The 12,355-nt window shown below is 39.4% G+C and carries 9 protein-coding genes; 5 read left to right on the top strand and 4 right to left on the bottom strand.

From position 1 onward, the window contains the following. Positions 1-21 precede the first annotated feature (21 nt). The 3 genes from ACIF8R_RS01450 to ACIF8R_RS01440 are packed head-to-tail and all read left to right on the top strand — an operon-like array spanning position 22 to position 3,459. On the top strand, positions 22-969 hold the full coding sequence (locus ACIF8R_RS01450) for a metal-dependent hydrolase (protein WP_002049195.1): 948 nt from the start codon (positions 22-24) through the stop codon (positions 967-969). Positions 970-977: 8 nt separating this feature from the next. Beyond that, entirely contained in the window at positions 978-1,898 is a 921-nt protein-coding gene (locus ACIF8R_RS01445; protein ID WP_396478595.1) for an alpha/beta fold hydrolase, read from the top strand. A gap of 55 nt (positions 1,899-1,953) precedes the next feature. Next, on the top strand, positions 1,954-3,459 hold the full coding sequence (locus ACIF8R_RS01440) for a flavin-containing monooxygenase (protein ID WP_396478593.1): 1,506 nt from the start codon (positions 1,954-1,956) through the stop codon (positions 3,457-3,459). 68 nt (positions 3,460-3,527) lie between these two features. Here the strand turns inward: ACIF8R_RS01440 and ACIF8R_RS01435 are convergent, their stop codons facing one another. Continuing rightward, a complete protein-coding gene (locus ACIF8R_RS01435) occupies positions 3,528-4,451 on the bottom strand; it encodes a S1 family peptidase (protein ID WP_396478591.1) in 924 nt (307 codons plus the stop codon). Between the two features lie 246 nt (positions 4,452-4,697). After that, positions 4,698-5,618 carry a LysR substrate-binding domain-containing protein gene (locus ACIF8R_RS01430; protein ID WP_396478589.1) on the bottom strand — a complete coding sequence of 307 codons (921 nt, stop codon included), beginning with the start codon at positions 5,616-5,618 and terminating at the stop codon, positions 4,698-4,700. A 182-nt stretch (positions 5,619-5,800) separates the two neighbouring features. Here ACIF8R_RS01430 and ACIF8R_RS01425 point away from each other — a divergent pair, with 182 nt between their 5' ends. After that, positions 5,801-6,481 carry a hydrolase gene (locus ACIF8R_RS01425; RefSeq protein ID WP_000106451.1) on the top strand — a complete coding sequence of 227 codons (681 nt, stop codon included), beginning with the start codon at positions 5,801-5,803 and terminating at the stop codon, positions 6,479-6,481. A 61-nt stretch (positions 6,482-6,542) separates the two neighbouring features. On the opposite strand, the gene ACIF8R_RS01420 is transcribed toward ACIF8R_RS01425, so the two are convergent. Beyond that, positions 6,543-7,373, bottom strand: coding sequence for a metal-dependent hydrolase (locus tag ACIF8R_RS01420; RefSeq protein ID WP_396478587.1), 831 nt, complete (start codon positions 7,371-7,373; stop codon positions 6,543-6,545). 168 nt (positions 7,374-7,541) lie between these two features. Further along, on the bottom strand, positions 7,542-10,838 hold the full coding sequence (locus tag ACIF8R_RS01415; protein WP_396478585.1) for a M10 family metallopeptidase C-terminal domain-containing protein: 3,297 nt from the start codon (positions 10,836-10,838) through the stop codon (positions 7,542-7,544). A gap of 358 nt (positions 10,839-11,196) precedes the next feature. Between ACIF8R_RS01415 and ACIF8R_RS01410 the strand changes: the two genes are divergently transcribed. Then, complete coding sequence (locus tag ACIF8R_RS01410) at positions 11,197-12,348, top strand: alpha/beta fold hydrolase (RefSeq protein WP_396478583.1); 1,152 nt, start codon at positions 11,197-11,199, stop codon at positions 12,346-12,348. Positions 12,349-12,355 lie beyond the last annotated feature (7 nt).

The following is a 12,355-nucleotide window of genomic DNA, read 5'->3' as shown; positions in this document are numbered from 1 at the left end:
TTAAGTAGGCAGGATTCTACTATGAGCACATTTATTGATCATCATATTGTTGCACGGAAAGTACAGTTTGATTTTTCTCAAACGCCTCGTCATTGGGTTCCAAACGATGTGTTAACGACACATGTACTGAACAGCATGCATGTTCTTTTACCTGCTGTTGAACACTGGTTTTGTCGCCTTGCAAACAAAACGTTGCCCTATGTTGAAGATAAAAACCTGAAAGCAGATATCCGTGGTTTTATTGCCCAAGAAGCGGCCCATGCCAATGCACATAAAGGTGCAGAGATTTATTTTCAGACTCACGGCATAGATCCCACACCCTTTAAAGATTTTTTAAACTGGTTCTTTAAAGATGGCTTTATGGGCGACACGCCGTTTGGAATTTATGGTCCTTTTAAGCGTTATCCAAAACAGTGGCTCGCTTTTCGTATGGGCATTATTGCAGGGCTTGAACACTATTTCTGTTTCTTTGGTACATGGGCTTTAGATGCAGAAGGCCTAGAAGGTGCGGATCCAGCCATGCTAGATATTGTGCGCTGGCATGGTGCCGAAGAAGTTGAGCATCGCACAGTTGGCTATGATGCTTATCGAGCTTTAGCTGGAGACGGCGTTAAAGGCTATTTAGGCAGACAGCTCAGCATGGGGTTTGCTTTTGCTGCAATGGTTGGTTTCTGGCTCGGTTCAACGGTCTATCTTTGTCATCTCGATGGAACCAAAGAAGCCCAAAAAATTGCTAAAAAAAATCCATTGGCTTTAGTTTGGCTATTTCAAAAAACTGCAAAGAAAAAGAAAAGCTTACCTGATCTCGGCATGATTTTGACTGCTTTAAAAGGATGGAGCAAATTGAGCTATCACCCTGAACATGATGGTGATGTTGAAAAAGCTTTAGCTTATTTAGCTCAGTCCCCAGCAGCTCAATTAGCCGCAGAGGCCTACGCCAAAGCGCTTTCTTCAAAATTGAAAAGCTGAGCAGTGCCATGATTCAAGTCGAGCAATTAACCTTAAGCCGTGATGGACTCACGTTGCATGGGACTCTATATGGTGAAGCTGATGTCCCTTTGGTAGTACTTATACATGGTTTTCCCGACACGCCACATAGCTGGGACCACGTATACCCTTTACTCGTAAAAGCAGGCTATCAAGTTTTTGTCCCTTGGTTGCGTGGTTACACCCAAGATTCTGTAAATCGGCAGGCACATTACGGTCTCGTCTCTGCTCTTGCAGATTTAGCAGCTTGGTTAGAACTTTTAAAAGCGAAAGGACGCTTAAAAAATAAAGCTCACTTCGTTGGACATGACTGGGGAGCTGCGATTGCAATGAGCTTTGCAAATGGGCAATCCGAAGCTTTGCATAGCATGAGTTTGTTGGCCGTTCCTCCTATTCCAAATCTTAAGGATATTTTTAAAGCCATACCTAATTTCCCACGTCAGCTCTACATGTCTTCTTATATGTTGCTCATGCAATCAAGATTTGCTGAACAGGTGCTATCTCGTAATAACGCAAGTTTTGTAGAAAAAATTTGGCGCAAATGGTCGCCTACATGGAAATTTACTGAGTCGGATTTTTCACCTACTCGCGCGGCTTTTCAAAATCCAGATATTGCTTGGGCGGCGACCCGCTATTACCACAACTTATTTGCAGTTTTAAATTCTGACAATCTCAGAGCAAATCGGCATTTATTAAGTCCAGTCACCACACCCACACTGGCTTTAGCGGGTTTAGACGATGGCTGTATGAATATACGGCTACATCAAGCTTTAGCCCAGACACATTATTTCCCACAAGGAATTGAGAGTGTCTACGTTCCCGGCTGCGGTCATTTTTTACAAGCTGAACAACCCAACACTATCGCTCAGTACTTAATTCAACATTTTCAAAAGACTGGACATCCCATTTAAGGCTGTACGCAACTCTATCAGCCAAGTCATTTATATTTTATTTCAGGATTTTTCTATGAATAAATTAGTCAAACCCTCTACTCCGACTCAACTTGTAGATGTACTTATTATCGGAGCTGGTCCCTCAGGTTTAAGTACTTGCATCAAGTTAAAAGAGCAAGGAATTAAAAACGTTGTCATTTTAGATATGGCTAGCCGTATTGGTGGCACATGGGCTTTAAATGATTACCCAGGCCTATTTTGTGACGTACCGAGTGAAATGTACTCTCTAGGCTATGCTCCAAATCCAAACTGGTCGCGAACCTATGCGCCTCAAGCCGAAATTCGACAATATTTAGAAGATGTGGCTTATAAGTTTGAGATTGTGAATCAGATTAAACTTAACACCGAAGTCACTCATGCCGAATGGAATAATGATCTAAATCGCTGGCTCGTTAGCACACGTGATGGTAAAAAATATAGTGCAAAAATCTTTGTACCTGCGACAGGTTTTATTGGTGAAGCAAAAATGCCGAGCTTCCCGGGTCAAGAAAAGTTTAAAGGCACTATGTTTCACTCAGGTAAGTGGAATCATGAGCATGATTTAACAGGTGAAAAAGTAGCTGTGATCGGTAGCGGCGCTTCAGCTATTCAGTTTTTACCAGCCATTCAGCCTAAAGTTGGTCATCTTTATAGTTTCCAACGTACGCCTTCATGGGTTTTACCAAAACCGGACTTTGCCGTTCCAAATATTGTAAAAGTTACCTTTAAAAAAGCGCCAATTTTAGAAAAAATTATTCGTGAAAGTGCGCTGTGGAGCCTAGAACCTTCACTTCCAATTTTCATGAATGAAAACATCATGAGAAAACTACATGCTCTAGGAAAGTTAAATATCTTTTTGGGTGTTAAAGACCCAGAAATGCGTAAGGCATTAACACCTACACATACCTTAGGTTGTAAGCGTCCAATGTTTTCTAATAACTGGTATAGCGCTTTAGCCAAACCGAATGTGACTGTCCTCTTTCAGGGCTTATCTCATATCACTGAAAATGGTGTAGTTGGTGAAGACGGCAAAGAAATTAAAGTAGATACCATTATTTTTGGTACTGGCTATGCGGTTGCAGAACCTGCGATTTATAAAATTATTAAAGGTGCAGACGGGCGCAGTTTAAGCGAGGTATGGCAGCGTCAACCGCGTGCATATATGGGGATGTCAATTCATGGTTTCCCTAACATGTTTATGATGCTAGGTCCAAACTCTCAAAACACCGTGGGTTCAGTGATGTGGACCGCTGAACAGCAATCCGTTTATATCGCAAAAATGGTGAAGTTAATACAGCAGCAACGTCTGGACCGTATTGAAGTCAAAGCAGATGTTCAAAAACGTTTTAATGACCGTATAGATAAACGATTGGCTAAAATGCCGGTCAGACCCGATGTTTGTAAAAGCTATTATCTAGATGATGCGGGTCGTAACCATATTATTTGGCCCGAGTTTGGTTTTGTGATTAAACATAAACTGCATCACGTCAATTTGAAAGACTACGATGCCACAACCAAAGTAATTAAAGTGGTCGCTTAATAAAATCATTCAATCTAAGTAAAAAAGATCAAGATACCGAAGTATCTTGATCTTTTAATAAGTACGAATTAAAAACCAAATAATGAAGCAAGCCAGTTAAAGAAACTAAAAACAACATTATCGGTAGTTTTAGGTTCAGTTGTCGGCTGTGAAGTTGTTGGAGGATTTGTCACTGGCGATTGAGTTGTTGGCTCTACTGACGGCGGTGTAGTTGGTGGTGTTACTGCTCCAGTTTGGTTTCCGGCAGCTGACCATTTCACCAATACATCATTGATTTGATGAGTATACTGACAGATTACGGCGCCATATTTGTCAGTACCCGCAATACCGTTATTAATACCAATTAAAGTATTATCATCCGACAGCCAAGGCCCACCTGAGTCCCCTGCATTCATAGAAGCGGTTGCCTTATAGTAAATCCCTCGTGCTAACGGTGAAGAGCCTACATCTCGAATATTGACATACGAAGTGCCATATAAATTTGCAGGTAAGGCCGCACCCGTACTACTACGACCTAAGTAAGCCGTTACATCACCGCGCCCAATATTTTGCCTTGCCTCAGTTTGACTACATGCGGCTGGAATTTTGGCTACAGTTGCACCGCTATTATTATCAATAGGATGAGATAGGCGTATTAAAGCGATATCTACATCGGGAATCTCAACCCAGCCTTCATCTTTCTTAAAAGATGCTGCTTGAACTTGAGATAAAAAGCTCGCCCCATATTTCACAGCCCCACCAAGTGTATAGCCTTGATTCGCACTATCACCCCAAACTGCCGCCGTACAATGTGCCGCTGTTAAAACTACATCATTGCGAATTAATACTCCTCCACAAGTATTACCTGATGTCTGTGAGAAAAAAAGGAAAGGTTTGGTGACGGTAAATTCTAGTTTTACAAAAGAACTTGAGTTATCTGCTGCCATGACTGAAGAACTGTATATAACTAATGCTAGAGCATTAATTAGTCCCCCAATATTCTTTTTATACATGTTTGTCTCCTTCAAATCTTTAGAAGTATTTAGGGTGTTATGACTGTTTTTTGATAAATATTTTCACGATACTGCGATGATTTATCAGCCAGAGATTAACTACTTAACTTCTTGAGGAGAACTTCATTTCACGACATAACTGACCATTTCACGACAATATAAAATCATTTTAATTTCTATTTATTTTTCATAAAGTTAATCTATAAAAAATAATCAAAATTTAAGTTTTTACTGCTTTTAATTTAGTTATCGATAACCTAACAGGTCTTTATCGAGTTGATTAAACTGCTCTTCTAAAAAATCCAGCAACCTTTTGATGGCAGGTAATAACCCTTTTCTAGAAGCATAAGCCGCATGGACAATACCGCTGGTAGGTTTCCATTCAGGTAAAACCACAATCAGTTCTTTACGCAAAATATATTCGTGAGCCATCATAATCGGTAAAGGAGCAATACCTAAGCCATGAATAACAGCCTGTAATACCCCGGTCATGTCATTCACAATTAAATCAGGGTCATGCTGGAAATGAGTTGTTCCATGCTCCTGATGATGAAGAACCCACACGCTTTGTTGTTCTGCATTACCAAGCCCAATAGTTCTAAACTGATGCAATTCATCTAAAGTTTGAGGTATTGGCTGCTTAGATAAAACCCGAGGGTGCGCGACTAAACACTGATCACTGGTCACAAATTTTTTCATGACCAAACCACTATCTTTGAGTGGCGGATAGCGAACACGAAAAGCAATATCAATTCCTTCATTTAAAACATCAACATTTCGGTTGGTCACATCAATATAGATTTTTATTTTTGGGAATTGCAGCATAAATTTGGTCAGAAACTCGCCCATGTGATGGTGCAATAACGCAGGTGGACAAGACAACCGAATCGTTCCACGCGGCTCTGACTGGTTTAAATCAATAAATTCTTGGGCATTTTCAGCATCAATCAAAATCGCGTGACAATATTGATAATATTGTTGGCCGAGTTCAGTCACACTAAATTGCCTCGTAGAACGATGCAATAAACGTACACCGAGTCTTTCTTCTAAAAGTGCAACTCTTCGGCTGAGTTTAGATTTTGGAATATCGAGCGCTCTAGCGGCAGCAGAATAACCACCATATTCAACAATTTTTGCAAAGTAATATAGATCGTTTAAATCCTGCATTTCCTACCTCTTATTGTTCAAATAATAGAACACTAAAATCAAATTTCGGCAGCTTCTAGGCTCATATTTTCGTTATATCTTAATTAAACAAGAAGTGAATAACTATACAAAAACAGCTATCCCCCTGTTTTATTTAGTCATCCTTCCGACTTTAAATTTATCGAAATAAAGTGGAGCATAAAATGAGTACACCAGCAAATTTTAACGGTCAAGCACCGGTTATCGACCCAAATAATGTCGCAATGTTACTAATCGATCATCAAAGTGGCTTATTTCAAACTGTAAAAGATCTTACTGTTCCTGAGTTACGTGCAAATGTGGTTACTCTGGCTAAAGTTGCAACGCTATGTAATGTGCCAGTGATTACCACTGCTTCTGTTCCTCAAGGTCCAAATGGTCCTTTAATTCCAGAAATTCACCAGTTTGCTCCTCATGCACAATATGTTGCCCGTAAAGGTCAAATTAATGCTTGGGATAACCCTGACTTTGTTGAAGCGGTCAAAGCAACAGGTAAAAAACAACTCATTATTGCCGGTACTATTACCAGCGTATGTATGGCTTTCCCAAGTATCAGCGCAGTTGCTGAAGGTTTCCAAGTCTTTGCAGTCATTGACGCATCTGGAACATATTCAAAAATGGCTCAAGAAATTACATTAGCTCGAGTTGTGCAAGCTGGCGTGGTGCCAATTGATACAGCGGGTGTTTGTTCGGAGCTACAAAAAACATGGCATCGTAGTGATGCAGCAGACTTTGCAGCAGCTTATAGTGCAATTTTCCCACCGTACCAATTGCTCATCGAAAGCTATCAAAAAGCGCAAGATGTTGTTAAAAACAATGAAATGCTAGATTCTGAAAGAACCTAATTCATCAGTTTTTCAGCTTAAATGTCCAATCTCTTACGATTGGACATTTAAAATAAATCTATTAAAACCCAAGCTGTGTTTTAGTGCGCTCTTCCAAAGCTTTTGAATCGTGTTGTTCTGGATGAAAATCTAATTTGTAATAGTCCAAATAATCTTTCCATAAAGTACTTAAAAAACCATTCCTTCCAAGAATTAATGCATTAAATTCTTTTAAGTGGAGTAACTTCCATGCGGAAAAGTGAGTTATGCCCAAATACACCGTACCCGCTGCCATTATTCCTGCCATATATAAAGTCACAAATGGCATCACAAGAAGCCGAATGAAATTGCCCCCAGAGACATCTTGATATAAATCGAAGGCCACACTTTTATGTTCGCTTTCTTCTACCGCATGCCATAACCAGATATTTTTTAAAGTTTCATTACTCGATAAACGCTCCTGCAAATCGGAACGTCTCATAATCTGCCGTGCAATAATGGCCGTAAAATGTTCAGCAGCCGAAGTAATTGCTAATTGCTGGGTTGGTGTAAAATATTTTTTCAGCCTAGCCATTAACCATTCCACATTGGCTGAAACAGGCTCGGTATCAAGTCCAGATGACTGTATAAGTTGGTTCAGATGTTCATGTTCTTTGGCATGCATCGCCTCTTGTCCAATAAAGGCTGCAATATCTTTTTGAAGTCTTTCTGTTTTAGCCTGATTTTGTAAGTTTCTTACGCTATGTACAAAAAATCGCTCACCCGCAGGAAACATAGCAGACAAGGTTGCCAGCCAGTACTCTCCCCAAGGGTTATCCTTAAATAAAGTAGCTTGAGACTGATTAAAATTAAAACTCATATGGCGCACAGGAAAGTGAGCACCTCGATCAAAGACTTTAGCTAGAATTCCCATTTTTTATTCCTTCATTCTTTCATTGAATACAATTCAATGGATTTATTTTTCTGAGATTTAATCAGTGATCTGACAGTTCATAGAAGTTTGTTTCTATTAAAAAAGATGCTTAAGCCATCTCACCTAAGCATCTTTTTTAAGTTAGTTAGCCACTTGTACTTCCTTCATTTAGACAAGGATCTGATGGTTGTCCCATAGAGTATTTAAAGTAGTGTTGACATTATTTAAGGTTAAAAATGAGGTACTGTTATAAGCAGTTCCTGCACCATCTCGGTCAATACTTAAAATACTGTTATTTCCATTGAGGTCTAATGAGAGATAAGAAAAAATAGAGTTTACAGTACTGCCATTAGCGTAATTGATGAGCAGTTCACTAATATCAATTTTGTCGGCTTCACTGTCGGTTAAGGTATTGCCTACTTTAAAGTCTTTCCAAACGTCAGCTCCGTTACCACCCGTTACATCGTTTGTATTTAATAGTTTATATAAAGCAGTGTCAGAGCCTAAACCACCAATCAAGGTATCGTTATCTTTTCCACCATTTAAAATGTCATTACCCGCACCACCATTTAAAACGTCATTATTGGTGCCACCGCTTAAGACATTATTGCCACTGTTCCCAACAATGGTATTACCATTTCCATTACCCGTTCCATCAATGTTGTCTGTCCCCAACAGATTCAAATTATTAAGTGCATTGCCGCTATCTAACGCATAACTCACAGTTGAGTTAACGGTCTCAAATCCTTCGTTAATCTTCTCGATAATGATGTCGCTAACATTATCAACATAATAGATGTCATCACCCAAACCTCCAATCAACGTATCTGCTCCGCTTCCACCATCTAAAGTGTCATTGCCAGCCCCACCATCTAAGGTGTCGTTTCCGGCTCCACCATTCAATGTGTCATTTCCGACATATCCATTTAAAATGTTATTACCTGCATTACCAGTGAGTATGTTATTCAGCGCATTTCCGTTGCCATTTAAATTATCCGCGCCATTTAAAGTGAGGTTTTCTAGGTTATCTCCTAAGGTATAATTTATATCCGAGATTACTTTATCGTTACCCTCAGCAACATTTTCTACAATGCTATCGCCTACATTATTTACATAATAAGTATCGTCACCCGTCCCACCAATCAGGCTATCCGCTCCTTTTCCACCATCAAGGATGTCATTTCCGGCACCGCCCAATAGCACATCGTCTCCCCAATTTCCTTTTAAAGTGTCGTTACCAGCACCACCTTCAAGTCGGTTAGATAAATTGTTCCCAACTAAAATATCATCGTAAGCACCACCAATTGCATTTTCAATCTGGGTTCCAAGGTTGATGCTTAGTTGGTTTGCACTCGATATATGAGAAGATTTTTCACCAATATAGCTCCAACCACCCTGATTAAGATCAATGGTTGCGGCTTGTGCAGCATTGCTCGCATTGATTGTGTCAACGCCTGCACCATCCCATACCAATACGCCTTTAGTGCCATCAAAGGTATAAGTATCATTACCTGCACGGGTTGAACTATTAACCCCGTATATCGCTTGCAAAGCTGCAATATCAAACGGTGCAAAAGATCCGTCATATGACATACCAGTACGGTCATATGACATCACTGACCATGCCCGTGTGTCTTCTTCTTTTGAGAAACTATCAATGGTGGAACCTTCAAAGGTATGACGTAAACCCAAAGCATGTCCCAACTCATGCGGATAGCTTGCAGTCACCCAAGTGCCCGCTGGGTCAAACCAAAAACCTGGTCCAAAAGCCACATCTGAACCAACAAAAGCTCCGCTTGGATACTGTGCATAAGCCGTGGCAGCAGTGCTATTACGGTAGGCAGCAATGGTATTAAGCTGTGATGCATTGTCCGTTAATGTAAAAGTTAAAGCTGAAAAGTCAGAAGCTTTTTGGTAGACCTGAGTCATAAAGTCCTGTTGAGCTTTACTAAAAGGACTCCACCATGAAGGTGCTTGACCACTTGCATCTAGTAGGTAATCAGGTGCAGTAGAAGGGAAAATATACTTAAAGTCCGCATTACTATTTGTTGTGGCAACGAGCGCCCGCACCCAGTAATTCACTCCAACTGTTGTGTCTAGTTGAGCACGATCAATCGTAACGCCATCGGCAAATTGAATACTAAAGTTTTTATTATTGTTAGCGAGATAGCCAGTTAGCTTAACAACATCACTATCGCTGTATTGAATATTTAAAGTGGTTTTATCAAAACTGTATTGGACATCGGTAGATTTAACGTCCGTAAACACAATCGTGTTGTTACCCGAATAGTCTCCATTAATTGTGTCTATTCCATCGCCTAAAGAAAAACGATAAGTATCGTCACCTTCGCGCCCATTTAACGTGTCATTACCTTTGCCTCCAGTAATCACATCATTTGGAAGAGTCCCTAAAAAGTTATCGGCGTTATCTGTCCCAGTCCAAGTTGCAGTTTTTCCTGTTAGAAACTGCTGATAGGTTTGGACCACACCATCTGAAAGAATGTAGTTATTAATGTAAGCTTTTAAAGTGATGCTATCCGTTGCTGAATAATTAATAACTAACTCATTATTAGCATTAGTTGTGAATGTAATGTCTTTTGAAGAAACATCAGTAATTTGGATGGTGTTTTTACCCGAATAATCGTTAATGGTATCGTTACCATCACCTTTACTAAATTGATAAGTATCGTCGCCACTTCCTGAAGCTAACCAATCATTTCCAGTTCCACCGACAGTTAAATCATTACCGGTTCCGCCATATAACTTATCATCGCCAGCCCCACCATATAACGTATCGTTCCCAGCATTACCATTTAAGGTGTCATTACCTTCAAGTCCATTAATAATGTCATTCGATGCAAAGCCATTAATCGTTTCATTGCCTTTGGTGCCAGTGAGTGTAATGGTTTTATTTGTGAGTAATTGATCGAGTGTCGTAGTCGTACCGTCAGAGAATTTAAAGTTACTTACATTCCCTTCAATTAATACGGCGTCATTGTCTGAGTATTTGACCTGTAAATTGCTTCCATTTCCTTGTATAGAAATATCGGCCAAATTGCTCGCCATGAACTGGATGGTGTTATTTCCACTATAGTCCGTGACCTTGTCTATACCATCCCCTTTACTGAATTGATAAATATCGTCTCCTACTCCACCAAAGAGACGGTCATTCCCAGCACCACTACTGATTTGATCAGCTGAGTTTGTACCAACAATCCACTCACTATTTGCCGTAGAAATATTTAAACCATTTCCAGCACTGGTAAATAAAACCTGCTTTTCTACCCCGTCACTAAAAATCATACGGGCTTTAGCAAGAGAGTTAAAATTTAGTGAATAATAAGTTCCTGAATAATTAGTGACGTATAAAACACTATTTATGTATTCAATTTGCCTAATATCATTTGAAGTAAAATTATCGAACTTTAGCCATAAACCATTTTGATCATTGCCATAAGTTACCATTGAGGTTTCCTTATTTTTGTTATTGATAGAGGAAATACTATTTAATTTCACTTAATAGAAGAACCTCTTTTGGCGACAAAAATTACCATTTAGCGACATATTTTTTATTTTTTTTAAATTTACTTAAAATAAAATTTAGATCTATTTTTTAAAAGTTTTATATTTTTAATATTAAATAACTATTTTATTAAATTAAGATAATTAGTTCGCAAACATGTTTATAAAAAATTCCTTTTGGTATTTTTAAAGCGAAATCCTGTCTTTTAAGTCACTGAACTCACCTTTTATTCCATTTAATATCCGCAAAAGACCAGCTCGTTATTTGCTCTGGGCAACATCTTTATAGGTTTTATATTCAATGAGTTTATTGCTTAAAGTTCGACAGAATGTTCCTCAAGTGAAGTCGATTAAAACATCTCTTAAAAAGCATGCTGGTCAGAAATTACCTCACATGCTGACCAATGCATCAGATCTGTTTTTTAGAGGTCCTCAAATTGCCTTGTCCGGAAAAACACCTTTTGATGTGATTTACAAGCATGAGATTATGAGCTTACGTCACTATAGAAATGAGACTGAAGCTCCTATACATAAACACCGCGTACCGTTAGTGATTGTTCCGCCATTGGCAGTGAACATGCTCATTTACGATTTATTCCCTACACGCAGCCTTATACGTTACTTTTTAGCTCAAGGTTTTGATGTCTATTTAATAGACTGGGGCGTGCCAACCCGACATCAGGCAAAATACAATTTTGGCACTTATATAAAAGTCTTTATGCCTGAAATGTTAAAACAGGTTCGTATACATAGTGGACAACAACAGCTCTCTTTACATGGCTGGAGTTTAGGTGGTGCTCTTTCACTCTGCTATACCGCGTTATTTAAAGATAAAGATATTAAAAATCTGATTATTCTTGCTTCACCTATCGACACCCATAAAGCGGGTTATATGGGTAAACTCTATGGCAGTCTGACTAAACCTGCACAGTGGGTTCGTAAGCATACCCCTTTCCGGATTCGCCAACATGTACCAAGTGAAGTGTTTCATATTCATGGCTGGCAAAACACGCTTGGCTTTAAGCTAACTGACCCGATTGGAAATTTAAAAACCTATTGGCAGCTTTTAAAAAATCTTGATAACCGAGAATTTATTGTTGACCACGCCACCTCTAGTTCATTTATAGACAATATGCTGGCGTATCCGGGTGGCGTTATGCGTGACATTATTTTACGGTTCTGGATTGATAATGAGCTATCAACAGGTGTCGTTAAGTTTGGCGAACTTACAGCTCATCTAAAAGATATTGATTGTTCAGTGTTAGCCGTGGGTGGCGATACCGACATTATTGTGACCGCCGACGCAGTGAAACCGCTTATGGATTTAATTAGTAGCCAAGATAAAACTTTTAAAGTGGTTCCAGGCGGCCATATGGGTGTTGTTTCTGGTAGCCAAGCTCCAAGTTCTGTTTGGCCTGAAATGAGTGATTGGCTGTCTACACGTTCAGATTAAATCTAGT

It is taken from the genome of Acinetobacter sp. ABJ_C4_1 (assembly GCF_044538495.1).
GTDB classification, from domain to species: domain Bacteria; phylum Pseudomonadota; class Gammaproteobacteria; order Pseudomonadales; family Moraxellaceae; genus Acinetobacter; species Acinetobacter nosocomialis_A.
Note: the sequence above shows the minus strand (reverse complement) of the source record. Positions and strands in the feature narration are given on the sequence as shown.